The 24,435-nt window shown below is 40.1% G+C and carries 36 protein-coding genes; 33 read left to right on the top strand and 3 right to left on the bottom strand.

The window, feature by feature from the left end; translation table 11 throughout:
* Position 1: 1 nt before the first annotated feature.
* The 27 genes from rplP (at position 2) to rpsI (ending at position 14,941) form a co-directional block, all read left to right on the top strand.
* Positions 2-436: a 50S ribosomal protein L16 gene (rplP, locus tag M3166_RS16070; RefSeq protein WP_008406960.1), complete on the top strand. Its 435-nt coding sequence runs from the start codon at positions 2-4 to the stop codon at positions 434-436.
* Positions 426-626, top strand: a complete 201-nt coding sequence (gene rpmC, locus M3166_RS16065) for a 50S ribosomal protein L29 (protein WP_008406958.1) — start codon at positions 426-428, stop codon at positions 624-626. Before rplP ends, rpmC begins: the two co-directional genes overlap by 11 nt.
* An 18-nt stretch (positions 627-644) precedes the next feature.
* Complete coding sequence (rpsQ, locus tag M3166_RS16060; RefSeq protein ID WP_008406957.1) at positions 645-908, top strand: 30S ribosomal protein S17; 264 nt, start codon at positions 645-647, stop codon at positions 906-908.
* Positions 909-954: 46 nt separating this feature from the next.
* A complete protein-coding gene (gene rplN / locus M3166_RS16055; protein ID WP_008406955.1) occupies positions 955-1,323 on the top strand; it encodes a 50S ribosomal protein L14 in 369 nt (122 codons plus the stop codon).
* A 37-nt stretch (positions 1,324-1,360) separates the two neighbouring features.
* Positions 1,361-1,669 carry a 50S ribosomal protein L24 gene (rplX, locus tag M3166_RS16050; RefSeq protein WP_191701161.1) on the top strand — a complete coding sequence of 103 codons (309 nt, stop codon included), beginning with the start codon at positions 1,361-1,363 and terminating at the stop codon, positions 1,667-1,669.
* Positions 1,670-1,697: 28 nt separating this feature from the next.
* Positions 1,698-2,237: a 50S ribosomal protein L5 gene (gene rplE, locus M3166_RS16045; protein ID WP_079523482.1), complete on the top strand. Its 540-nt coding sequence runs from the start codon at positions 1,698-1,700 to the stop codon at positions 2,235-2,237.
* A gap of 21 nt (positions 2,238-2,258) precedes the next feature.
* Positions 2,259-2,444, top strand: coding sequence for a 30S ribosomal protein S14 (gene rpsN / locus M3166_RS16040; RefSeq protein WP_008406949.1), 186 nt, complete (start codon positions 2,259-2,261; stop codon positions 2,442-2,444).
* A 30-nt stretch (positions 2,445-2,474) separates the two neighbouring features.
* Positions 2,475-2,873, top strand: coding sequence for a 30S ribosomal protein S8 (rpsH, locus tag M3166_RS16035; RefSeq protein WP_008406947.1), 399 nt, complete (start codon positions 2,475-2,477; stop codon positions 2,871-2,873).
* Positions 2,874-2,904: 31 nt separating this feature from the next.
* Positions 2,905-3,444, top strand: a complete 540-nt coding sequence (gene rplF, locus M3166_RS16030; RefSeq protein WP_251690862.1) for a 50S ribosomal protein L6 — start codon at positions 2,905-2,907, stop codon at positions 3,442-3,444.
* A 42-nt stretch (positions 3,445-3,486) separates the two neighbouring features.
* Positions 3,487-3,846 (top strand): 50S ribosomal protein L18, encoded by a 360-nt coding sequence (gene rplR / locus M3166_RS16025; protein WP_008406944.1) that lies wholly within the window; start codon positions 3,487-3,489, stop codon positions 3,844-3,846.
* Positions 3,847-3,867: 21 nt separating this feature from the next.
* Entirely contained in the window at positions 3,868-4,368 is a 501-nt protein-coding gene (gene rpsE / locus M3166_RS16020; protein ID WP_251690860.1) for a 30S ribosomal protein S5, read from the top strand.
* A 14-nt stretch (positions 4,369-4,382) separates the two neighbouring features.
* Positions 4,383-4,562 (top strand): 50S ribosomal protein L30, encoded by a 180-nt coding sequence (gene rpmD / locus M3166_RS16015; RefSeq protein ID WP_008406936.1) that lies wholly within the window; start codon positions 4,383-4,385, stop codon positions 4,560-4,562.
* Positions 4,563-4,595: 33 nt separating this feature from the next.
* Complete coding sequence (gene rplO / locus M3166_RS16010) at positions 4,596-5,036, top strand: 50S ribosomal protein L15 (RefSeq protein WP_008406935.1); 441 nt, start codon at positions 4,596-4,598, stop codon at positions 5,034-5,036.
* Positions 5,036-6,331 (top strand): preprotein translocase subunit SecY, encoded by a 1,296-nt coding sequence (secY, locus tag M3166_RS16005; protein ID WP_251690858.1) that lies wholly within the window; start codon positions 5,036-5,038, stop codon positions 6,329-6,331. Before rplO ends, secY begins: the two co-directional genes overlap by 1 nt.
* 62 nt (positions 6,332-6,393) lie before the next feature.
* Positions 6,394-7,047 (top strand): adenylate kinase, encoded by a 654-nt coding sequence (locus M3166_RS16000; protein WP_251690856.1) that lies wholly within the window; start codon positions 6,394-6,396, stop codon positions 7,045-7,047.
* A gap of 413 nt (positions 7,048-7,460) precedes the next feature.
* Positions 7,461-7,679 carry a translation initiation factor IF-1 gene (infA, locus tag M3166_RS15995; protein WP_008406932.1) on the top strand — a complete coding sequence of 73 codons (219 nt, stop codon included), beginning with the start codon at positions 7,461-7,463 and terminating at the stop codon, positions 7,677-7,679.
* A 37-nt stretch (positions 7,680-7,716) separates the two neighbouring features.
* Positions 7,717-7,830, top strand: a complete 114-nt coding sequence (gene rpmJ / locus M3166_RS15990; protein ID WP_000868344.1) for a 50S ribosomal protein L36 — start codon at positions 7,717-7,719, stop codon at positions 7,828-7,830.
* Positions 7,831-7,854: 24 nt separating this feature from the next.
* The gene (gene rpsM / locus M3166_RS15985; RefSeq protein ID WP_008406720.1) at positions 7,855-8,220 is read left to right on the top strand and encodes a 30S ribosomal protein S13; all 366 of its coding nucleotides are present in this window, start codon (positions 7,855-7,857) and stop codon (positions 8,218-8,220) included.
* 26 nt (positions 8,221-8,246) lie between these two features.
* Positions 8,247-8,636: a 30S ribosomal protein S11 gene (gene rpsK, locus M3166_RS15980; RefSeq protein WP_008406718.1), complete on the top strand. Its 390-nt coding sequence runs from the start codon at positions 8,247-8,249 to the stop codon at positions 8,634-8,636.
* Between the two features lie 145 nt (positions 8,637-8,781).
* Positions 8,782-9,726: a DNA-directed RNA polymerase subunit alpha gene (locus M3166_RS15975; protein WP_008406717.1), complete on the top strand. Its 945-nt coding sequence runs from the start codon at positions 8,782-8,784 to the stop codon at positions 9,724-9,726.
* A 56-nt stretch (positions 9,727-9,782) separates the two neighbouring features.
* Positions 9,783-10,160: a 50S ribosomal protein L17 gene (gene rplQ / locus M3166_RS15970; protein ID WP_108714263.1), complete on the top strand. Its 378-nt coding sequence runs from the start codon at positions 9,783-9,785 to the stop codon at positions 10,158-10,160.
* A 441-nt stretch (positions 10,161-10,601) separates the two neighbouring features.
* The gene (locus tag M3166_RS15965) at positions 10,602-11,447 is read left to right on the top strand and encodes an energy-coupling factor ABC transporter ATP-binding protein (RefSeq protein ID WP_251690854.1); all 846 of its coding nucleotides are present in this window, start codon (positions 10,602-10,604) and stop codon (positions 11,445-11,447) included.
* Entirely contained in the window at positions 11,423-12,295 is an 873-nt protein-coding gene (locus tag M3166_RS15960) for an energy-coupling factor ABC transporter ATP-binding protein (RefSeq protein ID WP_251690852.1), read from the top strand. Before M3166_RS15965 ends, M3166_RS15960 begins: the two co-directional genes overlap by 25 nt.
* The gene (locus tag M3166_RS15955) at positions 12,292-13,089 is read left to right on the top strand and encodes an energy-coupling factor transporter transmembrane component T family protein (RefSeq protein ID WP_251690850.1); all 798 of its coding nucleotides are present in this window, start codon (positions 12,292-12,294) and stop codon (positions 13,087-13,089) included. Before M3166_RS15960 ends, M3166_RS15955 begins: the two co-directional genes overlap by 4 nt.
* A 12-nt stretch (positions 13,090-13,101) precedes the next feature.
* Positions 13,102-13,848 (top strand): tRNA pseudouridine(38-40) synthase TruA, encoded by a 747-nt coding sequence (truA, locus tag M3166_RS15950; RefSeq protein WP_251690848.1) that lies wholly within the window; start codon positions 13,102-13,104, stop codon positions 13,846-13,848.
* Between the two features lie 233 nt (positions 13,849-14,081).
* Positions 14,082-14,519: a 50S ribosomal protein L13 gene (rplM, locus tag M3166_RS15945; RefSeq protein ID WP_251690846.1), complete on the top strand. Its 438-nt coding sequence runs from the start codon at positions 14,082-14,084 to the stop codon at positions 14,517-14,519.
* Between the two features lie 29 nt (positions 14,520-14,548).
* Complete coding sequence (rpsI, locus tag M3166_RS15940; RefSeq protein ID WP_251690844.1) at positions 14,549-14,941, top strand: 30S ribosomal protein S9; 393 nt, start codon at positions 14,549-14,551, stop codon at positions 14,939-14,941.
* A 70-nt stretch (positions 14,942-15,011) separates the two neighbouring features.
* Here rpsI and M3166_RS15935 read toward each other — a convergent pair whose 3' ends face one another.
* Positions 15,012-16,049 (bottom strand): C45 family autoproteolytic acyltransferase/hydolase, encoded by a 1,038-nt coding sequence (locus tag M3166_RS15935; RefSeq protein ID WP_251690842.1) that lies wholly within the window; start codon positions 16,047-16,049, stop codon positions 15,012-15,014.
* Between the two features lie 166 nt (positions 16,050-16,215).
* On the opposite strand from M3166_RS15935, the gene M3166_RS15930 reads away from it, so the two are divergent.
* The 5 genes from M3166_RS15930 to M3166_RS15910 all read left to right on the top strand — a co-directional run bounded on the left by M3166_RS15930 (position 16,216) and on the right by M3166_RS15910 (position 21,974).
* Positions 16,216-16,500 (top strand): 2-keto-3-deoxygluconate kinase, encoded by a 285-nt coding sequence (locus M3166_RS15930; RefSeq protein ID WP_251690841.1) that lies wholly within the window; start codon positions 16,216-16,218, stop codon positions 16,498-16,500.
* A gap of 32 nt (positions 16,501-16,532) precedes the next feature.
* On the top strand, positions 16,533-18,272 hold the full coding sequence (locus M3166_RS15925; protein ID WP_251690840.1) for an ABC transporter ATP-binding protein: 1,740 nt from the start codon (positions 16,533-16,535) through the stop codon (positions 18,270-18,272).
* On the top strand, positions 18,265-20,073 hold the full coding sequence (locus tag M3166_RS15920) for an ABC transporter ATP-binding protein (protein ID WP_435368086.1): 1,809 nt from the start codon (positions 18,265-18,267) through the stop codon (positions 20,071-20,073). Before M3166_RS15925 ends, M3166_RS15920 begins: the two co-directional genes overlap by 8 nt.
* A gap of 58 nt (positions 20,074-20,131) precedes the next feature.
* Positions 20,132-20,845, top strand: coding sequence for an N-acetylmuramoyl-L-alanine amidase (locus M3166_RS15915; RefSeq protein WP_251690839.1), 714 nt, complete (start codon positions 20,132-20,134; stop codon positions 20,843-20,845).
* A gap of 73 nt (positions 20,846-20,918) precedes the next feature.
* Entirely contained in the window at positions 20,919-21,974 is a 1,056-nt protein-coding gene (locus M3166_RS15910) for a P-loop NTPase (protein WP_251690838.1), read from the top strand.
* 44 nt (positions 21,975-22,018) lie between these two features.
* Here M3166_RS15910 and gerD read toward each other — a convergent pair whose 3' ends face one another.
* Positions 22,019-22,636, bottom strand: coding sequence for a spore germination lipoprotein GerD (gene gerD / locus M3166_RS15905; RefSeq protein WP_251690837.1), 618 nt, complete (start codon positions 22,634-22,636; stop codon positions 22,019-22,021).
* A 148-nt stretch (positions 22,637-22,784) separates the two neighbouring features.
* On the opposite strand from gerD, the gene M3166_RS15900 reads away from it, so the two are divergent.
* Positions 22,785-23,465 carry a KinB-signaling pathway activation protein gene (locus M3166_RS15900; RefSeq protein ID WP_251690836.1) on the top strand — a complete coding sequence of 227 codons (681 nt, stop codon included), beginning with the start codon at positions 22,785-22,787 and terminating at the stop codon, positions 23,463-23,465.
* Positions 23,466-23,536: 71 nt separating this feature from the next.
* Here the strand turns inward: M3166_RS15900 and M3166_RS15895 are convergent, their stop codons facing one another.
* Positions 23,537-24,181, bottom strand: coding sequence for a hypothetical protein (locus M3166_RS15895; RefSeq protein WP_251690835.1), 645 nt, complete (start codon positions 24,179-24,181; stop codon positions 23,537-23,539).
* Between the last annotated feature and the right edge of the window lie 254 nt (positions 24,182-24,435).

The following is a 24,435-nucleotide window of genomic DNA, read 5'->3' as shown; positions in this document are numbered from 1 at the left end:
AATGTTATTACCTAAACGCGTAAAATATCGTCGTGAACACCGTGGTAACATGCGTGGAGAAGCGAAAGGCGGTAAAGAAGTATCTTTCGGTGAGTTTGGCTTACAAGCTACAACAGCATCTTGGATTACAAACCGTCAAATCGAATCTGCTCGTATCGCAATGACTCGTTACATGAAACGTGGCGGTAAAGTTTGGATCAAAATCTTCCCACATAAACCTTACACGAAAAAGCCTCTAGAAGTCCGAATGGGTTCTGGTAAAGGTTCTCCTGAAGGTTGGGTAGCAGTAGTAAAACCAGGAAAAGTAATGTTCGAAATTGCTGGTGTATCTGAAGAGGTAGCACGTGAAGCACTTCGTTTAGCATCACACAAACTTCCTGTTAAATGTAAGATTGTAAAACGTCAAGAAACTGGTGGTGAATCTAATGAAAGCTAATGAAATCCGTGACCTTGCCACTAATGAAATCGAATTAAAAGTGAAATCACTGAAAGAAGAGCTTTTCAACCTTCGCTTCCAATTGGCGACTGGTCAATTAGAAAACACAGCTCGCATCCGTGAAGTTCGCAAAGCGATCGCACGTATGAAAACTGTGATTCGTGAAAGAGAAATCAGTGCAAATAACTGATAAAGGAGGGTTTTAAGTATGACTGAGCGTAACCAACGCAAAGTTTACACGGGCCGTGTTGTTTCTGACAAAATGGATAAAACAATTTCTGTTTTAGTTGAAACTCATAAAAAGCACAAGCTTTATGGCAAGCGTGTAAAATACTCGAAAAAGTTTAAAGCTCATGATGAGCTAAACACTGCGAATATCGGTGATATCGTACGTATCATGGAAACTCGCCCGCTATCAGCTACTAAACGCTTCCGTTTAGTTGAAGTTGTAGAAAAAGCGGTTATTATTTAATAACACATTTCGGAATAAAATATATTTCCGAAGGGAGGTAACCTAAGTGATTCAACAAGAAAGTCGTATGAAAGTTGCTGACAACTCAGGTGCACGTGAAGTTTTAACGATTAAAGTACTTGGTGGTTCTGGACGTAAAACTGCAAACATCGGTGATATCGTTGTTTGTACAGTTAAGAAAGCAACACCAGGTGGCGTTGTCAAGAAAGGTGACGTTGTTAAGGCTGTTATCGTTCGCACAAAATCAGGTGCTCGTCGTAAAGACGGTACTTACATTAAGTTTGATGAGAATGCTTGCGTAATTATCAAAGATGATAAATCACCACGCGGAACTCGTATTTTCGGACCAGTTGCACGTGAATTACGTGATGGCAACTTCATGAAAATCGTTTCTCTAGCTCCAGAAGTTCTTTAATTTCATGACAGTACCAATCAAGGAGGTGCGACACATAATGCATGTTAAAAAGGGCGATAAAGTAAAGGTAATTACTGGTAAAGACAAAGGTAAAGAAGGCGTAATCTTAGCTGCTTTCCCTAAACAAGACCGTGTTCTTGTTGAAGGTGTAAACATCGTTAAGAAACACGTTAAACCTAACCAACTTAACCCACAAGGTGGAATTGTATCTCAAGAAGCTGCAATCCACGTTTCGAACGTAATGCTAATCGATCCTAAATCTGGCGAGCCGACTCGTGTAGGTATTGAGATCAAAGATGGCAAAAAAGTTCGTGTTGCAAAAAAATCAGGTGTAGTAATCGACTAATAAGTAAATTGAGAAGGGAGGTACACACATGAGCCGCCTAAAAGAAAAGTATTTAAACGAAGTTTCACCTGCTCTTATGAGCAAGTTCGAATATAAATCAGTAATGCAAGTTCCAAAAGTGGAGAAAATCGTAATCAACATGGGTGTTGGTGACGCTGTTCAAAACTCAAAAGCTCTTGATGTAGCTGTTGAAGAATTAACAACAATTACTGGTCAAAAACCAGTAGTAACTAAAGCGAAAAAATCTATCGCAGGTTTCCGTTTACGTGAAGGTCAAGCGATCGGTGCTAAAGTTACACTACGCGGTGAGCGTATGTATGAATTCCTGGATAAATTAATCTCTATCGCACTTCCACGTGTACGTGACTTCCGTGGTGTTTCTAAAAAAGCATTCGACGGTCGCGGTAACTATACATTAGGTGTTAAAGAACAATTAATTTTCCCAGAAATCGATTACGATAAAGTTTCAAAAGTACGCGGTATGGACATCGTGATCGTAACTACTGCGAATTCTGACGAAGAAGCTCGCGAGTTATTAACACAGTTCGGTATGCCGTTCCAAAAGTAATAAAATAAGGAGGGCGAAGACGTGGCAAAAAAATCAATGATCGTTAAACAACAACGCACGCAAAAATTTAAAGTTCAAGAATATACACGTTGTGAACGCTGTGGCCGTCCACACTCTGTATACCGCAAATTTAAACTTTGCCGTATTTGTTTCCGTGAACTTGCATATAAGGGACAAATTCCTGGCGTTAAAAAAGCCAGCTGGTAATCCCCTAATTTGGGAAGGAGGTAAATTTTCATGACAATGACTGATCCGATTGCAGATATGCTTACACGCATTCGTAATGCGAACATGGTTCGTCACGAGAAGTTAGAAGTTCCTGCTTCTAACGTAAAGAAAGAGATCGCTGAAATTTTAAAGCGTGAAGGTTTCGTACGTGATGTAGAATATGTAGAAGACAACAAGCAAGGTATCATCCGTATTTTCTTAAAATACGGTAAAGAGAACGAGCGTGTTATCACTGGTCTAAAACGTATTTCTAAACCAGGTTTACGTGTATATGCTAAAACAAACGAAGTACCTAAAGTATTAAACGGTCTTGGTATCGCTTTAGTATCTACTTCAAACGGTTTATTAACTGACAAAGAAGCTCGCGCTAAACAAGTTGGCGGAGAGATCTTAGCATACATTTGGTAATTAGTAAGAAAAGAACGGAGGTGCAATATAAATGTCTCGCGTAGGTAAAAAAGTTATCGAAGTACCTGCTAACGTAACAATCGAAGTCGCTGCTGACAACGTTGTTACTGTTAAAGGTCCTAAAGGCGAATTAACTCGTCAATTCAACCAAGATATGAAAATCGAGCAAGAAGGCAACACACTTTCAGTTGTTCGTCCTTCTGATTCTAAAGAACACCGTACAAACCACGGTACAACTCGTGCGTTACTAGCTAACATGGTAACAGGTGTTTCTGAAGGCTTCACTCGTACTCTAGAACTTGTCGGTGTAGGTTACCGTGCACAGTTACAAGGTACTAAGCTTGTACTAAACGTTGGTTACTCTCACCCAGTTGAGTTTACACCTGAGCAAGGATTAGAGGTCGAAGTTCCTTCGAACACGAAGATCATCGTTAAAGGTATTTCTAAAGAGCGTGTTGGTGCATTAGCATCTAACATCCGTGACGTACGTCCACCAGAGCCATACAAAGGTAAAGGGATCCGTTACGAAGGTGAATTCGTTCGCCGTAAAGAAGGTAAAACAGGTAAATAATGCGGCATAAAACCGCATTAAATTTTGAAAGGAGTGACCACTGTGATTACGAAACAAGATAAAAATCAAGTTCGTAAAAAACGTCATGGGCGTGTTCGTTCTAAAATTTCGGGTACTGCACAACGTCCACGTTTAAACGTATTCCGTTCTAACAAGAACATTTATGCACAACTAATCGATGACGTAGCTGGCGTAACTTTAGTTTCTGCTAATACTCAAGAAAAAGCTTTCGAAGGTATGGGCGCAAACGTAGAAGCTGCTGCTAAAATCGGTGAAACAATCGCTAAACGCGCTGCTGAAAAAAATATTACTACAGTAGTATTTGACCGTAGCGGTTACTTATATCACGGACGTGTAAAAGCTTTAGCAGAAGCTGCACGTGAAAACGGCTTAGAATTTTAATAAGAAGGAGGGACATACTTCATGAGTCGCATTGACGCAAACAAATTAGAACTTGAAGAACGCGTAGTTACAATTAACCGTGTTGCTAAAGTTGTTAAAGGTGGTCGTCGCTTCCGCTTCTCTGCTCTAGTAGTAGTAGGAGATAAAAATGGTCATGTAGGATTTGGTACTGGTAAAGCCCAAGAGGTTCCAGATGCAATCCGTAAGGCTGTTGAAGACGCGAAGAAAAACTTAATCGAAGTACCACGCGTGGGTGGAACTACTCCACACTTAGTGCAAGGTCGCTTCGGTGCAGGTTCAATCTTAATCAAACCTGCAGCTCCTGGTACAGGAGTTATCGCTGGTGGTCCGGTACGTGCCGTACTGGAATTAGCTGGTATTACTGATATTCTTTCAAAATCTCTTGGTTCAAACACACCAATCAACATGGTGCGTGCAACTGTAGCAGGTTTAACTGAATTAAAACGCGCAGAAGAAGTTGCAAAACTACGCGGTAAATCAGTGGAAGAGTTATTAGGATAAGGGGGGGAATTATAATGGCTAAATTACAAATTACCCTTAATAAATCTGTCATCGGTACTAAACCAAACCAACGTAAAGTTGTTGAGGCTTTAGGATTACGTAAATTAAACCAAACTGTGGAACAAGCTGATAACGCTGCAATCCGCGGGATGATTACAAAAGTAGCTCACTTAGTTACTGTTAAAGAAATTTAATTTCAATTATACGAACAAGGAGGTGCCACCCAAATGAAACTTCATGAGTTAAAACCAGCAGAAGGTTCACGTAAAGTACGTAACCGCGTTGGTCGTGGTATCGGTTCTGGTAACGGTAAAACTTCTGGTAAAGGTCATAAAGGTCAAAACGCTCGTTCTGGCGGCGGCGTTCGCCCAGGATTTGAGGGGGGTCAAAACCCACTTTTCCGTCGTTTACCTAAACGTGGCTTTACGAACATTAACCGTAAAGAATACGCTATCGTTAACCTTGACGCGTTAAACCGTTTTGAAGATGGTGCAGAAGTAACACCTGCATTATTATTAGAAACTGGTATCGTGAGCAACGAAAAAGCTGGAATCAAAATTCTAGGTCATGGAACGTTAAGCGTTAAGCTTAATGTTAAGGCTCACAAATTCTCAGCTTCTGCAAAAGAAGCAATTGAGAACGCTGGCGGAACAACTGAGGTGATCTAATGTTTCAGACAATCTCTAACTTTATGCGCGTTCGAGATATACGAAATAAAATCATCTTCACACTTTTAATGTTAATCATTTTTCGTCTCGGGACATTCATCCCGGTACCAAATGTTAACGCAGATGTATTAAAGGCAACTGATGAGTTCAGCTTAGTAGGTTTCCTTAATACGTTTGGCGGTGGTGCATTGGCAAACTTCTCGATCTTTGCGATGGGGATTATGCCGTACATCACAGCCTCAATTATTGTCCAGTTACTTCAAATGGATGTTGTTCCTAAGTTTGCAGAATGGGCGAAACAAGGTGATGTAGGTCGACGCAAGTTGGCTCAATTCACTCGTTACTTTACGATTGTATTAGCATTCATTCAATCTTTCGCAATGAGCTTTGGGTTTAACCAATTTTATGGCGGATCATTGATTACGGATACTAGTATTCAATCGTACTTAACGATTTCAATCGTATTAACTGCAGGTACTGCATTCCTATTGTGGTTATCTGAACAAATTACTGCATATGGTGTTGGTAACGGTATTTCTATCATTATCTTTGCTGGTATCGTAGCTGCGATTCCTAACGCAGTAAACCAAATCTATGCACAACAAATTGATGGAGCCGGCGATCAATTGTTTATCAATATTGCCATTTTAGTTCTATTAGTTCTAGTGCTGCTTGCTGTTGTCGTTGGAGTTATTTATATTCAACAAGCGTTGCGTAAAATTCCAATCCAATATGCAAAACGAGTTGCTGGGAATTCACCTAAAGTTGGTGCACAGCAAACGCATTTACCGTTAAAAGTAAATGCTGCAGGGGTTATTCCGGTAATCTTTGCGGTAGCGTTTATTGTTACACCTCAAACTTTAGCAACATTCTTTGGAGATAATAATGTAACAGCGTTTATTACGAACACGTTTGACTATACTAAACCTGTTGGTATGTTAATCTATGTTGCTTTAATTATCGCCTTCACATATTTCTATGCATTCATTCAGGTGAATCCGGAAAATGTGGCAGACAACTTGAAAAAGCAAGGTGCTTATATCCCGGGTATCCGCCCAGGTAATGACACTCAAGCTTACTTAACAAAAGTTCTTTATCGTTTGACATTAGTTGGTGCTTTATTCTTAGTTGCTATTTCAGTAATGCCGATTTTATTCATTAACTTTATGAACCTGCCAGCTTCGGCTCAAATCGGGGGAACAAGTATGATTATCGTAGTCGGTGTGGCACTTGAAACGATGAAACAGTTAGAGTCTCAATTAGTGAAGCGTCATTATAAAGGCTTTATGAAATAATGCAGGTTTAGGAAACATTCTCGTTTCCTTACCGGCTTATGCTATAAAGGGGAGTATTACGTATGAATATCGTTTTAATGGGTCTTCCAGGTGCCGGTAAAGGTACTCAGGCTGACAAAATTGTTGAGAAGTACGCAATCCCTCATATTTCTACAGGCGATATGTTCCGTGCCGCTATTAAAGAAGGTACAGAATTAGGTTTACAGGCCAAATCATTTATGGATCAAGGTGCATTGGTACCTGATGAAGTAACGATTGGTATTGTTCGTGAACGTCTTTCACAACCAGACTGCGAAAAAGGTTTCTTATTAGACGGATTCCCGCGTACAGTTCCTCAAGCTGAAGCTTTAGATAGCATCCTTGAAGAATTAGGGCGCCCAGTTGAGCATACAATTAATGTTCAAGTTGAAAAAGAAGAATTAATCGCACGTTTAAGTGGTCGTCGTATTTGTAAGACTTGTGGTACATCATATCATTTAGTGTTCAACCCACCAAAAGTGGATGGCATTTGTGATAAAGATGGCGGCGAGTTATACACGCGTGCAGATGATAATCCTGAAACTGTTACAAACCGTCTGGAAGTAAATATGAACCAAGCGCAACCTTTACTTGATTTTTATAAAGCAAAGGGAGTACTTACAAATATTAATGGACAGCAAGAAATTTCAAAAGTATTTGCTGATCTTGATGCTCTATTGCAGGGCAGCCGCAGCTGATATCCGTCCGGGCGCTAGACAGCTTCCGCGGTAGTCATGCGGAGGCAACAACGAAACATAATTTTTTGAGAGTTGCAAAAGCATATTGTGCCCGGTATATACTATAAAGGTTGAGCACTAAATTAGTGTGATGACATCTTTGTAACGTATAATGGGTTTCGTGGAAGCATCTGTGTAACGGGTATGAATCTCTCATCAAGACATTCCGGCTATCGTGTTAACATAAGGATGCGGTTCCTTATAGGATACTGTTTCCATGGATTGTGTGAAGCGAAACCAGACGAGCGTCTTATTCTACATCTCTCATGCAATCCAAACCATATGTTGAAACGAGTTGCTTCTTAATTAGGAGAAACAGTTGCAAGAGCTCGCATGAGTTTTTTGATATAAGCATATAGAAGGGAGTCGAGAAGATGGCGAAAGACGATGTAATTGAAGTCGAAGGGACAGTTCTTGAGACTTTGCCAAACGCGATGTTTAAGGTAGAATTAGAAAATGGGCACACTGTGCTTGCACACGTATCTGGAAAGATCCGTATGCACTTTATCCGTATCCTACCTGGAGATAAGGTTACTATTGAGTTATCCCCTTATGATTTAACTCGCGGTCGTATCACATACCGTTTTAAATAATCTTTTGCACTCCGGACTATTAAGGAGGTTAGGTTAGATGAAAGTGAGACCATCTGTGAAACCGATCTGCGAAAAATGTAAAGTAATTCGCCGACGCGGTAAAGTAATGGTAATCTGTGAAAATCCTAAACACAAACAAAAACAAGGATAATTAATCAAGGAGGTGCACTAACGAATGGCACGTATTGCTGGTGTTGATATTCCTCGCGACAAACGCGTTGTAATTTCATTAACATACATTTACGGTATTGGTAAAACTACTTCTCAAAAAGTATTAGCAGGTGCAGGTATTGACGAAAATACTCGCGTTAAAGACTTAACAGAAGATCAATTAAACCAAATTCGTGAACAATTAGATTCATACAAAACTGAAGGTGACTTACGTCGTGAAGTTTCTTTAAACATCAAACGTTTAATGGAAATTGCTTCAAACCGTGGTATCCGTCACCGTCGTGGTTTACCTGTTCGTGGTCAAAATACGAAAAACAATGCGCGTACGCGTAAAGGTCCACGTAAGACTGTAGCGAACAAGAAAAAATAATTAAGTAAAGGAGGTTCCTTCTTAACATGGCTCGTAAACAACAAACTCGTAAACGTCGTGTGAAAAAGAACATCGAATCTGGTGTTGCTCACATCCGTTCTACATTCAACAATACAATCGTAACGATCACTGATATGCAAGGTAACGCATTATCTTGGTCTTCAGCTGGTGCTTTAGGTTTCCGTGGTTCACGTAAATCAACTCCATTCGCAGCTCAAATGGCTGCTGAAACAGCTGCAAAAACTTCAATGGAACATGGTTTAAAAAACATTGAAGTAACAGTTAAAGGTCCTGGTTCAGGTCGTGAAGCTGCAGTACGTGCACTTCAAGCTGCTGGATTAGAAGTAACTGCTATTAAAGACGTTACTCCAGTTCCTCATAACGGTTGCCGTCCGCCAAAACGTCGTCGTGTGTAATGGGTGCAGCTTAGAAGTATAATTACTTCTACGTACATCATGTTACTTTGTACAAAAGTCTTGTGCATTTTATAGTCTAACTCAGATTAACAACTATGATGATAAGAACCTATACATTAGATGTTTTGAAGGAGGGTAAATTGGAATGATCGAAATTGAAAAACCAAAGATTGAAACAGTGGAGATTAGCGAAGATGCCAAATACGGCAAGTTTGTTGTAGAACCGCTTGAACGCGGTTATGGTAATACTTTGGGGAATTCTCTACGTCGTATCCTTCTGTCTTCATTACCTGGAGCTGCTGTTACGTCAATTCAAATTGACGGCGTATTACACGAATTCTCAACTGTAGAAGGCGTTGTAGAAGATGTCGCTTCGATTATCTTAAACGTGAAAAAGCTGGCTTTAAAAATCTACTCTGACGAAGAAAAAGTTATTGAGATTGATGTAAAAGGTGACGGAACGGTTACTGCAGCTGACATTACACATGACAGTGATGTAGAAATTTTAAACCCAGATCTATATATCGCAACAATCGCTAAGAACGGTCATTTACGTATGCGTATGTACGCACAACGTGGCCGTGGTTATACTCCTGCTGATCAAAACAAACGTGAGGATCTTCCTATCGGCGTGATCCCGATCGACTCTATTTACACTCCAGTTTCACGCGTCAACTTCCAAGTAGAGAACACTCGTGTTGGACAAAACTCTGACTACGACAAGTTATCACTTGATGTATGGACAGATGGAAGCATCGGTCCTAAAGAGGCGATTTCACTTGGAGCGAAAATTTTAACTGAACACTTAAATATCTTCGTTGGCATGACGAACGAGGCACAAACTGCTGAAATCATGGTCGAAAAAGAAGAAGACCAAAAAGAAAAAGTATTAGAGATGACTATCGAAGAACTTGATCTTTCTGTTCGTTCTTACAACTGCTTGAAGCGTGCTGGTATCAATACTGTACTAGAATTAGCTAACAAGTCAGAAGACGATATGATGAAAGTACGTAATCTTGGTCGTAAGTCTCTTGAAGAAGTTAAGCATAAGTTAGAAGAGCTTGGTTTAGGATTACGTAAAGAAGACTAAGCGAAAAATTATAAAATTTAGCTAGATCAGATATATTTAAAAGGAGGGAAACGTCCATGGGTTACAGAAAACTTGGTCGTACAAGTTCTCAACGTAAAGCATTATTACGCGACTTAGCTACTGATTTAATCATCAACGAGCGCATCGAAACTACTGAAGCGCGCGCTAAAGAAACTCGTAAAGCTGTTGAGAAAATGATTACTTTAGGTAAACGCGGAGATTTACACGCTCGTCGTCAGGCAGCAGCATTCATCCGTCGTGAGCTAGTAACAGTTGGAGAAGGCGAAGAAGAAAAAACTGTTTTCGCACTTCAAAAATTATTTGACGATATCGCACCTCGTTATGCGGAGCGTCAAGGTGGTTACACTCGTATTCTTAAAGTAGGTCCTCGTCGTGGAGACGGCGCACCAGTAGTAATTATCGAATTAGTTTAATTCTTAATAACATACAGGTGGAAAAGGGGTGTCCGGTTCACCGGTTGAACCCGCACCCCTTTTTTATATAAACAAATTGATTTATACGACATAATTAAGCTGAGCGTTATGATGAGCGGGGTAGTAAATACTGGCGTCTCGTTTAGCTCTCCGCACCTCATTCAACGAATTTTCGGGCTTGAGCACCCGTAAATTTTGTAAATGTAACGACAAGCGCATTTCTCTGAATGAGGTGCGCGCTTTTTTATTTATGGAATTAAGGGTTGAGCCCCTAAATTCCCTATACATATGCAAACATAAAGTACGTTTAAATAGGTAGCCGTTCGCGCAAAACTTGTTTGAAAACGTGCTTTATTTTTATATAGGTATCATTTCCTGGGAAATTTAAGTTAACTAATAATATGTCATACTATAGCGAAGCAGAGGGGAGATTAGCTGCGTATGAGTGAAATTTTATCATTTAATCAAGTAACCTACTCCTATACACCGGAAGAGCCTCAAACACGCAATGCGGTAGAGGATGTTTCCTTTGTCATTAATAAAGGGGAATGGATTACGATTGTCGGTCATAACGGCTCCGGAAAATCGACAATGGCTAAATTGATGAGTGGATTACTAATGCCACAGCAAGGGGAAGTCCGTATTAAACGTGAGATCCTCACTGAAGAGAATATATGGGATATTCGTTCGCAGATAGGTATTGTCTTTCAAAATCCTGATAATCAGTTTGTAGGGGCTACTGTGCAGGATGATGTTGCCTTCTCGCTTGAAAACAATGGTGTGCCGCATGAAGAGATGGTTAAACGTGTCCATAATGCACTCAGACAAGTGAAGATGGAAGACTTTATCAACCACGAGCCTCATCATTTATCAGGCGGACAGAAACAGCGTGTTGCTATTGCTGGGGCATTGGCAATGCATCCGCAAATATTAATATTGGATGAAGCAACATCTATGCTGGATCCTCAAGGCCGTGAAGAAGTGCTAACAATCGTGGAAGCACTACGTAAAGAAATTGGTCTTACAGTACTGGCGATAACACATGACCTTGAAGAAGCTTTACTGGCAGACCGTATTATTTTTATGAATGCCGGTAAAAAATACGCAGAAGGAACGCCTGAAGAGATCTTTGCATTGGGTAATGATCTCGTACAGTTTGGTTTGGATATGCCATTTGCGATGAAAATGACGAAGCTGCTGCAAGCACAAGGTGTACATCTTGTAGGACAACATATGACAGAAGAAGAGCTGGTGAATGACTTATGGACATCCAACTTCAACAAGTAAGCTATGCCTATGCAAAAGGCACTCCATTTGAAAAACAAGCTTTACATGAGGTTGACTTAACAATTAAAAGTGGAACTTTTCAGGCGATTATCGGACATACCGGTTCAGGAAAATCCACAATCCTCCTTCACTTCAACGGTTTATTAAAACCTTCGAGCGGTACCGTAAAAATCGGAGACCGAATGATTGAAGCCGGAAAAAAGGCAAAGGACTTAAAAGCAGTACGTCAAAAGGTAGGCATCGTATTTCAGTTTCCTGAGCACCAGCTTTTTGAGGAGACCGTATTAAAGGATATTATGTTTGGTCCGATGAATTTTGGGGTGTCTGAAGAAGAAGCGGAAAAACGGGCGCGTGAGCTAATCCCATTAGTAGGGTTGCCGGAAGAAATATTGGACAAGTCCCCATTTGACCTATCTGGTGGTCAAATGCGCCGTGTTGCCATTGCTGGGGTATTGGCAATGGATCCTGAAGTGATCGTTTTAGATGAGCCAACAGCGGGTCTTGATCCACGTGGCCAAAAGGAAATTATGGACTTATTTTATAAGCTACATAAAGAGCGCGGTTTAACTACGATCCTTGTTACACATAGTATGGAAGATGCAGCACGCTATGCAGATGCGGTTGCTATTATGCATGAGGGACGCTGTGTGTTAACTGGAGATCCGCGTACTATTTTCAGCGATCATCAAACGCTTGCCCAATTCCGTCTGGAGCCGCCACGTATTGTTCGCTTTCAGCATCAGATCGAGAAGATGATGGGGAAACCGTTAGCGAAAGTATGCTTAACTGAAGAAGAGTTTGCCGTAGAAATTGGACAGGCAATTCCAAAGGGGCGTGAACAGCAATGATGGAAAAAATGATTTTTGGGCGCTATATACCCGGTAATTCATTTGTGCATAAGCTTGATCCGCGTTCAAAGCTGCTTTTTGTTTTTGCATTTATTATCGTAGTCTTTTTTGCTAATAATGTAGTGACCTATGCGCTGCTTTTGGCGTTTACATTACTCGTTATTTTACTATCGAGAATCCGCCTTTATTTCTTAATCAACGGTTTAAAACCCGTCATATTTTTAATGCTTTTCACTTTGATTTTGCATTTGTTTATGACGAGGGAAGGACCTGTATTAGTTGATCTTGGCTTTATGAAAATATACGAAGAAGGTTTACGACAAGGGATGTTCATATCAATGCGCTTTTTAATGCTTGTATTTATGACATCGATCTTAACGTTAACTACTTCCCCTATATCAATTACGGACGGTCTGGAAGTACTGCTCAATCCGTTTAAAAAGTTAAAGCTGCCTGTTCACGAGCTTGCATTAATGATGTCGATTTCTTTACGTTTCATTCCAACATTAATGGATGAGACGGATAAGATTATGAAAGCGCAGATGGCCCGTGGTTCGGATTTAAGTGCAGGACCAATAAAAGATCGTTTAAAGGCGGTCGTACCATTGTTAGTACCGCTCTTTGTCAGTGCATTTAAACGTGCGGAAGATTTAGCTACTGCGATGGAAGTGCGAGGCTACCGCGGGGGTGAAGGACGCACGAAATACCGTCAGTTAAAATGGATGGGAAGAGATACGGCTATTTTGGTCGTACTTGTATTATTGGGCTTCCTGTTATGGATGCTGCGCAGTTAGAGGAGTAAAGATATGGTGAGATTAAAAGCAACGATTAGCTATGACGGTACTGGTTTTGCCGGCTATCAAGTACAGCCGGGTGAGCGTACAGTACAGCTTGAAATCGAAAAAGTATTAACAACAATGCATAAAGGGACACACGTTAAAATTACAGCAAGCGGCCGTACAGATGCGCGGGTTCATGCAACTGGACAGGTTATACATTTTGATACCGCTCTTGCAATCCCACCTGAAAAATTTCAAAAAGCATTAAATGTCCAATTGCCGCGTGATATTCGTGTACTTCATATGGAGCAAGTAAGGGAAGACTTTCATGCCCGCTATGATGTATCAGGCAAGCGTTATCGGTATATTTGGGATTGCAGCGCTGTTCAAAGCCCGTTTAGAAGGCATTATACAGTCGAGACAGGTGGAGTGAAGCCGAATGTAGAGGCAATGCGTGAAGCAGCACAAGCAATTGTCGGGACACATGACTTCAGCTGCTTTTGCGCGGCAAATACGAGTGTTGTAGATAAAGTGCGTACGGTTGAAGCACTGGAGCTTTCCTGGCAGGGGGAAGAATTGCATATGACTATCAGCGGCAACGGCTTTTTATATAATATGGTACGGATTATTGCAGGGACATTGTGGGAAGTAGGCATCGGTCGAAGAGAAGCATCATCACTGGAAAAAACGATTGCTTCGATGGACCGTGCACAAGCAGGTAAAACAGCACCAGCACATGGTCTATATTTAGAACAAGTTTTTTATCAAGATTAATAAAATTTTTTTGGGAAAGTTTCTCTTTTCACTTCAAAATCCTAGAGAAATAGGCTTGTGAAAAGGGTTAACAACCTCTCCTGGTGTTCAATTAAATATCTTGACTTTAAACGCGATCCAGTATATGATGATGTATGGTATTTTCATTACCACCACAATAATAAGCCCCGAAACTTATAAAGTGTATATAATGAAAAATAACGGTAATTCATATCGATTAGGAGGATACAAACATGCGCACAACTTTCATGGCTAAAGGTCAAGAAGTAGAACGTAAATGGTTAGTAGTTGACGCAGAAGGCCAAACGTTAGGTCGTTTAGCTTCTGAAGTAGCTTCTATCTTACGCGGTAAACATAAACCAACTTTCACACCAAACGTTGATACAGGAGATCATGTGATCATCATCAACGCTGATAAAATTGAGTTAACAGGTAACAAATTACAAAAGAAAATTTACTACCGTCACACTCAATTCTCTGGTGGTTTAAAACAACGTACAGCTGGTGAAATGAAGGAAAAATACCCAACTCAAATGCTTGAGTTAGCAATTAAAGGTATGCTTCCAAAGAACTCTTTAGGTCGTCAAATGTTCTCTAAATTGAACGTTTACACTGGTTCTGAACACCCACATGCTGCACAAAAACCAGAAGCTTACGAGTTACGTGGTTAATCAATAAACTATAATAGGAGGAAATAACTTTGGCACAAGTACAATACATCGGCACAGGTCGCCGTAAAAGCTCAACTGCTCGCGTACGTTTAGTACCAGGCGAAGGTAAAGTAGTAATCAACAACCGTGATGTTTCAGATTACCTACCATACGAAACTTTACACTTAATTATCAACCAACCATTAGTAGCTACAGAAACTAAAGGTTCATATGACGTTCACGTTAACGTAAACGGTGGTGGATTCACAGGTCAAGCTGGAGCAATCCGTCACGGTATCGCACGTGCATTATTACAAGTTGATCCAGACTTCCGCCCAGCTTTAAAATCAGCGGGTCTATTAACTCGTGATTCACGTATGAAAGAGCGTAAAAAACCAGGTCTACGCGGCGCTCGTCGTGCACCTCAGTTCTCAAAACGTTAATCTTTACGATTACTATTTTGCGAAATTACAAAACCCTTTCTTGGAATTTTTCCGAGAAAGGGTTTTTTCATTATTCATTTGCAAAGCCGTTTGTTGCATGAAGTTTGCCTTTAATTTTTGAGAGAGGCAGGTGAGTTCCACTTAGCCACGCTTTAAAATCAAACACTACAGGCAACGCATCCCCACCTAAAGCAAAAATACATTTACCTTCAGCTGGTATATAGCCAACCGTATGAAGTGTACCATCCCATGCTCCGTATTTTGTCGCAAAGACACCATTTTCGATACCATTCATTAATTTAAACGCACTTTCAAAAGTAAGCGGATTTGCCTGGGCATTCGAAATAATGTATTCACGCGATAAGGAATCCTCCGTTCGATACCGATTTTCGTCTGTCAGGACTTTAAAGTGATTCGTGCAGGCAGTTGCGTCCCGTACGGCTACATTGCGTGGAGATGCTTCTACTGCCACCATCGTTTGCTCCGCATCCAGTAATACATAATTAAATGAATGCTTATGGGGAATATTTTTTAGTAATGAAATTCCCTCTTCAACAGTTGCGCAACGCTCCAGTAAAAGACGCCCGATCATATTGCATACAAAGCCATCCGCACTGTTTTTCGTATTTACAAAGTTATAACCAACAACGAGTCCTTTTTCATTCATTCCATCCATGCGCCCTGTAATTTGCATGGAAGGTCCGAGTGTCGCGTAGCCACCGTCAGTTGGTTCATATAACACAAAACGTCCATCATAGCTTTCGGGGTCATTGTCATAGTTGCGGATCATATAAGAAGGACTTGTCGTAATAGAACATCCGCTTTTTTTGTGTGCGGCATAATATCCACCATAATGAAGTAAAGCCTGTTCTTCCTTATAACCAAGTGTATAAGCGAGGCCTTCAATTTCCTCTTCAATTCCTGGACCGAAACGTGCTAAAAGTTGTTTAACATATGATTTATCTATAGAAAATCTATGATCCAATTTTTTATAAAGTTCTTCTCTATTAGAAAGCAGAGGAGAATTCTTTAAAAGCTCTCCCTGATATATACCAAACTCATAATGCGATCCTCTAAATTGTATAATATCGCTCGTCACATTTTTCATTTTATGTACCCCTTTAATAAAACTGCTTTTTTTCATAGTAACGATAATTAATGGACAAACAAAATAAAAGGGTTTGAGAAAAGTACTTCTCCTAAATACTTTGTCCACAGTAGTATTTTTGTATACATTAGTATACAATAGTATTCAAAAAGGGTGGGTGAAAAATGTGAGATCAGAAGGTAGAGGGAGACCTCGAGGAGAAGGAGAGCATGGTAATCGCCGTTCAAAGGGTGCCCAAACTTTCAGGCGCGGGCGTGCGCTGGAGTTTTACCGTCAACTCGAAACGAAACGTTCAACATTGAAACAACAGCTGGAGTCTGCCGAGTTGCAATCGATTCATCCTGTAATTGTTGGAGAACTGAAAGCGACCGAAGCAATTATGAATGATTTTGTAGGCTTGTTTCAGTTGAATGAATTATTGGAAGAAACACAGGCAACAGAAGAGGAATAATTTTTCACAATATAAGGAAGTGAACTTGTTTAATGCAGGCAGTATGGAAACTCTCAAAATATATTAAGCCATATATACTATTTGCGATCATCGCTCCCGTAATGATGGTTATTGAGGTAAGCATGGATTTACTGCAGCCTACAATATTACAGCATATTATCGATGAGGGGATTGCTCAAAATGATACGTCATATATTGTGAAAATGTTTGGGCTAATGATAGCGACATCCGTAATCGGCTTAATTGGCGGGATAGGGTGTTCGATTTATGCATCACGGACGGCCGTTAACTTTTCAACCGATCTACGTCATGATTTATATGAAACGATTACGTATTTTTCAAATAGCAGTAAAGATAAATTTACGCTCGGAAAGCTTGTTACGAATTTAACAAGTGATATGGAAATGCTTCAGCGTGCACTAACGATGTTATTAAAAATATTTGTCCGTGGACCAATGATGTTTATCGGGGCCATTGTCATTGTCTTTATTACAGCGCGCGAGTTATTTCCGATTTTGTTGATCGTTGTGCCGATTTTGGCATTTTGCATGTACTATTTTACAGCACTATCCGGCAAGCTTTTTCATAAAGTGCAAAAGGTTGTCGATGTTGTAAACACGAAAGTCCAGGAAAACTTGGCAGGTATTCGGGTCATTAAGGCTTACAACCGGAAAAATCATCAAATTGAGCAGTTTACCGGAGTAAACACACAGCTGATGAAGCGCAGTATGGCAGCCGATCAAATTATAGGCGTACTTGGGCCGCTTACGATGTTTGTCGTGAATTTAGGTATTGTAGCAGCACTTTGGATGGGTGCGATCAAAGTAGATAACAATACCTTACAAGTGGGGGTTATTCTTGCCTTTATCAACTATTTAATGATGGTCATGCAAGGGCTGATGAGTTCTTCAATGGTACTTGTACAGCTGGCACGTGCGATACCAAGCGCGGGGCGAATCGTAGAAGTGCTGGAAGAGAAAACAGACTTAACAAGTCCATCTGAACCAGAGACGAAAGAAATTCAGGGAAGTATTAGTTTCGAAAATGTAAACTTCTCCTATTTAAAAGAAACAGAATCGGTATTGAAAAACATTAGCTTCCACGCGAATGCGGGAGAAACGGTCGGCATTATCGGAATGACAGGTAGCGGGAAATCGACATTAGTTAAAATGATTCCCCGCCTGTTTGATCCTGACAGTGGTGTCGTAAAAATTGACGGGTTACCGATCGAGAACTATTCATTGGAACATTTACGCCAGTCGATCGGTTTTGCGCCACAAAAAGCGACATTGTTTTCGAAAACGATTGCCGACAACTTACGCTACGGAAAATCCGATGCAACGTCAGAGGAAATTTTACAGGCATTGCAATCAGCAAACGCGAAGGAATTTATCGACAAACTGGATGCAGGGACAGAACATTTGCTCACACAAGGGGCGACAAACTTGTCCGGTGGGCAAAAGCAGCGTTTGGCAATGGCGAGATCCTTTATCCGGAAACCGAGTATTTTAATTTTAGATGATGTGACAAGTGCGGTTGACAGTATTTCTGAAAAAACAATTCAACGTGCGATTGAAGAACAGTTCAGTGATGCCACAAAAGTAATTGTTTCGTCCAAAATCTCTTCCATTCGTCATGCCAATCAAATACTTGTAATGGACGACGGGAAAATTGCTGCACAAGGAACACATGAGCAACTATTGCAGGAAAGTATATTGTATCAAGAAATGGCAAAAACACAGGCAGAAAAAGGGGTGACCTTAAGTGAATAAACAACAAGGGGAACCGCCTGTACCAATGAGACATCCAGGGGGGCGCTTTACAGGTCCGGTTGTGAAGCCAAAAAATCAAAAAGAAACATTGCTTCGTATTTGGAGCTATTTACGCGTGCAAAAGGTAGAACTGATTAGTGTTGTTATTTTCGTTATTATTAGTACATTGTTAAGCTTAGTCGGCCCATTTTTAATCGGGAAAATAATCGATGATTATATTGTGAAGCTTGATGTTCCAGGGGCGATTCGGATGGCACTTATTTTAGCCGGTGTCTATATCGCGTCGTCTGTACTCACTTGGCTTCAAACCTTTGTCATGATACGTGTTTCACAGAAGACAATTCGCCGGTTGCGACAACAGCTGTTTGAGCAGTATCAGTCATTGCCGCTCGCCTTTTACGATAAAAAGCAGCAAGGCGATTTAATGAGCCGGATGACAAATGATATCGAAAATTTAAATGCGGCATTGTCACAAAGTGTTATACAAATTGTTTCAAGTTTTTTAACGATAATCGGAACGGCCTTTGCACTCTTTTATTTAGATTGGCGATTAGCGCTAGTAACGCTCATCATTATCCCGCTCATCGTATATGCGACAAAGCAGATTATTAAGCGAAGCAGCGTAAACTATAAGGCGCGTCAACGGGATTTGGGTAATTTGAATGGTTATATTGAAGAAACCATTTCGAACGCGGATATTATCACACTTTTCGGTCAGGAAAATACAACGCTCGCGGAGTTTAAAGAAGCCAATGAGCGATTGCGCGGTTCAGCAATGCGAGCCGATATTATTTCTGGTTTCATGGGTCCAATCAATAACTTTATGAACAACTTAGGTTTAAGTCTTGTAATAGGTGTTGGTGCAATCATGGCTATAACAAGCGGACTTACAATCGGTGTAATTGCATCATTTGTTACGTATACCCGTCAGTTTTTCCGACCGATCAATCAGCTATCGAACTTGCTCAATACATTCCAATCGGCTATTGCGGGTTCCGAACGTGTTTTTGAAGTGCTGGATGAAGCAAAAGAAGTAGCGGATATTGAAAATGCAAAAGAGAAAGAACAGTATAGTGGTGATGTAAAGTTCGAAAACGTTCAGTTTGCTTATGAAACGGGCAAGACTGTATTACACGGAATTGATTTTGAAGCAAAAACGGGAGAGACAATTGCCATTGTTGGTCCGACTGGTTCAGGGAAGACGACAATCATTCAGCTATTAACCCGATTTTATGATGCGACAGGCGGCCGGATTTTATTGGACGGCGAACCAATTGAACATTACAAGATGACGAATGTTCGGGATCATGTCGGAGTCGTACTGCAGGATACGTACTTGTTTTCAGGAACAGTACGTGAGAATATTCGTTTCGGTAAGCTCCATGCAACGGATGATGAAGTTGAACAAGCGGCAAAAATTGCATATGCACATAATTTTATAAAGTATTTGCCTGAACAGTACGATACTGTGCTGACAAGCGGGGGCTTAAATTTAAGTCAGGGGCAGCGTCAGCTTATAGCGATTGCCCGTGCCATTCTAGAAGATCCCGACATCTTAATTTTGGATGAAGCAACTTCAAGTGTTGATACGATGACAGAAGTGCATATTCAAAAAGGCTTGAACAACTTGATGGAAGGGCGTACGAGTTTTGTCATTGCACACCGTCTTAAAACGATTGAAAATGCAGACCAGATTCTTGTCATTAAAGATGGCCGGATTTTAGAACAAGGAAATCATCATTCTTTAATGAATAAACAAGGTTTTTATGCAACATTACAACGTCAGCTTTTGTCTCAATGATGAGGTGAATATTCCACCGTCCTTTTGCGTATAGTAGGCAAAAAGGACGGTGTTTTTTTTGAAACGTTGGCTTGCACTCATATTCGTAATTTTTTGTTCGATGCTTGTCGTTGTATATGAAACGAACGCATCCGACCGGCGATTTTTTTTACCCGAGCCATTAGGTGGGGTAAAGATTGTATTAGATGCTGGTCATGGAGGAGTTGATGGTGGTGCTTCAAATGGAGAGGTAATCGAAAAAGATGTGACACTGGCAATTACAAAAAAAGTAGCTCGTCAATTGACACGTTTAGGGGCAGAAGTAGTATTAACACGTTCAACAGATGGGGATGTATTAAGTGAACATGCACCAAGTGAGACATTTCCTACACTTCGTGAGCGTAAAAAACAGGACATTTTTTTACGTGAAACGTTAGTAGAATCACAGGAACCGGATCTATTCATTACGATTCATGCAAATGCAATCCCAAATAGCAAGTGGAGAGGCGCGCAAGTGTTTTACCATCACACTGGACACGAGAAAAGCCAGGCACTCGCACAGGCTGTTCAGCAATCAATTCGAGAGACGATGGAAAATACTGAACGCGAAGCTCTGGCAATTAAAAATGTTTATTTATTAAAGAAAATCGAAAAACCGGCTGTATTGGTAGAAACAGGTTTCTTAAGCAATGAGGAAGAGCGTGATTTACTGGCAAATGACAGCTATCAGGAAAAAATGGCATTTGCGATTGCGCGCGGCATTGAAAATTATATTCATGTAAAATACGAGTAGGCAACATGTAATAACAATACGAATCGATTATGATATACTAACAATTGTAATTTCATTCAGGGGAGTGTTTGATATGTTAAATGAGGAACAAGTCCGAGAACTATTAGGAGAACTACAAGATCCGTTTTTACATAAATCACTAGCAGAAACAAAAGGTGTAACAAACGTTTCGATTAAAGCAGAAAAAGCGCACGTAAGTGTTCGTATTGCAATTGCAAAAACTAATACGCCTGAACAAATGACACTTCAAATGAAAATTGTTGAAGTGTTAAAAGAAAATGGCGCGGCTTCCGTTGGGATTCGTTTTGAAGAGCTACCGGCAGAAGTACTGCAATCATTCCGTGGACAAGCGACCGAAGCAGAAGCACAAGATATTTTATCACCTTTATCAAGCGTACAATTTATTTCAATTGCATCAGGTAAAGGCGGAGTAGGGAAATCGACGGTATCTGTAAATATGGCAGTTGCACTAGCACGCCTAGGCAAAAAAGTAGGTTTAATCGATGCTGATATTTATGGTTTCTCTGTACCGGACATGATGGGTGTAACAGAAATGCCGGTCGTAAAGGATGACCGTATTTATCCGGTGGAGCGTCTTGGTGTAAAAGTTATCTCTATGGGATTCTTCGTTGAAAACAATGCACCAATCGTATGGCGCGGACCGATGCTTGGGAAAGTATTGGACCAGTTCTTCCGCGATGTAGATTGGGGCGATTTAGACTATTTACTATTAGATTTACCACCAGGAACAGGAGACGTAGCTCTTGATATTCACCAAATGCTGCCGTCTTCAAAAGAGATTGTTGTGACAACACCTCACCCGACAGCCGCTTTCGTAGCAGCCCGTGCAGGTGCGATGGCATTACAAACAAATCATGAAATCCTAGGTGTTATTGAGAATATGGCTTGGTATGAAAGCAAATCAGGCGAAAAAGAATTTGTATTTGGTCAAGGCGGCGGTCCGAAGCTAGCTGATGAACTGCGCACAAAATTACTTGGTCAAATTCCGTTAGGACAACCAGATTGGACAGAGGAAGACTTCGCACCTTCTGTATATGCAGAATCGCATCCAACAGGTAAAATCTATTTACAAATTGCTGAAGAAATTATTTCAGAATTAAATAAATAACAAAAAAACAACCAGTTGTCCCAATGAGACGACTGGTTGTTTTTTTATGAGCCTCCACCGCTGTCTTTACCGCCGCCGCTATCCTTCCCTGAGCCAGATCCGGATTCAGACCCCGAACCAGAATCCTTTTCGGATGAAGCTTCACCGCTTTTCTTAATGAGCTCCTGCCATTTTGTCTGCATAAGCGGATTTTCGATTGTTTCCATTACGATTTTCTCCAGCTCTTTTCGCATAACAGCACCTTTCATAATGTTTTCAAGCTGCTTTTGCATATCCGGCTGACCGAAGAAAGACGTAAGAGATTCTTGGTAACTCGCGTCATTCAGTAGGTTTTTCATTAAATCTTCCTGCTGATCCTGCATACTTTTTGCGAATGTTTCTTTAAATTTCGGGTCTTCGAATGTTTTAATCCAAAAATCCATTGCATCTTTTGATAACATTGTCTCTTCAGTCGCTTTTTTAACTTCTTCGGTATTTAAAATAAGCAACTCCCGAAAATTCTTATCTTCAAACATTTGGCGAATTGCTTTTTTCCCATCCTCTGTCTGAATGGCATCGACCATAATTTTCTTTACTTCATCATAAGATAATGTCGTCGATTTGGCATCATTACAACCGGCAAGGAGAATGAGGGAAAAGGCTAATATGATTAAACGTTTCACTTTTCTCACGTCCTTTCTTCATTTATGCGCTTTCGCTTATTGTTCACAATTTTACTGATTATATGTAACATCTTTTAAGAGAGGTCGCTTTTTTCAAATCAAATTGATAAAATATACAAGATATATTAAAAAATGGGGGAATTTGTTCGTGACGATACGAAACTGGGTGAAGTTTGCTTTTTGGGCATTAGTAATCGGTGGTTTAGTTAATGCAGTTGCCTCGTTAATTATTCGTTGGGACTTTTACCAGCCATACTTAGCGAATGGGGAAATCTCAGAATTTCTTGCTGCATTAGTTTGGAATATCGTATTAGGGATGACGATGAGTGTAATGGCACAAGCAGGCTTTTTCGCTTATTTAACATTACATCAAGTCGGGGTCAATATATTTAGAACGTTAACACTTTGGAATTGGATTCAAATCTTATTAATAATTATCGTGTTAGTGGATATTATTGTTTTCCGTTTTGCACCAGGAGCAAATGCGGCTGGAGATTGGGTTTTTTATGGCTTCTTGCTTGCAGTATTAGTCGGTACGGCTATATGGACAGCAATTAAAAAAATTAAAATGACACAAAAACCGCATGTGTTGATCTCAACATTGTTTTTCATGATTGTTATTACATCATTGGAATGGATCATTGCTTTAATGGGAAGACAAGATAATATTGATGTATATGTCGCACTATTATTATTCCCATTAGTAGCCGTTAATGCGTACCAAATTTTAATGCTGCCAAAATACAATGCACAATCAGAAGAAGATCGAAAACGATTGGAAGAGCGTCGCAAAGCGCGAAAAGAAACAACTAAAACTGTAAAAGCATAAAAAAAGGGCGATCACAGAAATGAAAAATTTCGTGTCAGCCCTTTTTTAGTTATATAGTAGATTCCTCAAACTTAAGGATAACGCTTTGTAGAAATTTCATAGCCAAATATATTTTGTTCAATAGATAGGAAATTATGCGCTTTTATAAATTTATTAATATCTTCAAAAGAAACTTCCTTGTCTCGATGGAGAGGAATACTTACAAATGAACCTTCAGGAATTTTGCTTTCTTCTATAGGAAACGTATAAGTCGGAGCAACGATGTTGATTCCCAGCTCATGCAAAGCAGTTTGCATGGAAGTATCGACTTTATAATCGGCGGTCGCAAACCAAAGTGGTTTTTTGTAAAACGTTTTCTCATAGATTGCAATTTCTTTTTTTAATAGATTCTTATCTTCGTATTGATCACTATTAGAACCAAGCAATCCGACACGAATATTTTTTTCCCTCAGCATCTTTACCAATTCGGGACTTCGTAACAACCAGTCACTATCAGCCAAGATTAGCGGATATGGTTCACGAAGATTTGTAACCCAGTCCTCAAAACCTTTATGGGAATAACTTAACTCAATGATTAAACTTTGCCCAAACTGACCTTTTGTGATGACTGCAGGGGCTTCTGTTAATTGAAATACAGGGGAAATACTATTTTTATCATCAAAATAAATAAAAACTAAAAATAAGCATAAAACCAGTGATACCAACGTTTTGTACATGCTTTACTACCCACTTTCAATTAGTTTTAAACAAGATTATATAAAAAACTTATGAAAAAGTGTTGACGGATATAACAAGGGGGTGATACTATAAGTAGGTCGCCAAGAGATGAAGCGACAAACGAAACACAATGAACCTTGAAAACTGAACAAGCAACGTTAATGAAACAAGCTTCTTAAATGAAGCAAACAATAGATTTCAACTTCTAACGAAGTTGGATCGCTAGCAAAGCAAATGAGCTTTCAAACTACTT

It is taken from the genome of Solibacillus isronensis (assembly GCF_023715405.1).
GTDB classification, from domain to species: Bacteria; Bacillota; Bacilli; order Bacillales_A; family Planococcaceae; genus Solibacillus; species Solibacillus isronensis_B.
The sequence above is the reverse complement of the archived record's forward strand: the minus strand, read 5'-3'. Positions and strand labels throughout refer to the sequence as shown.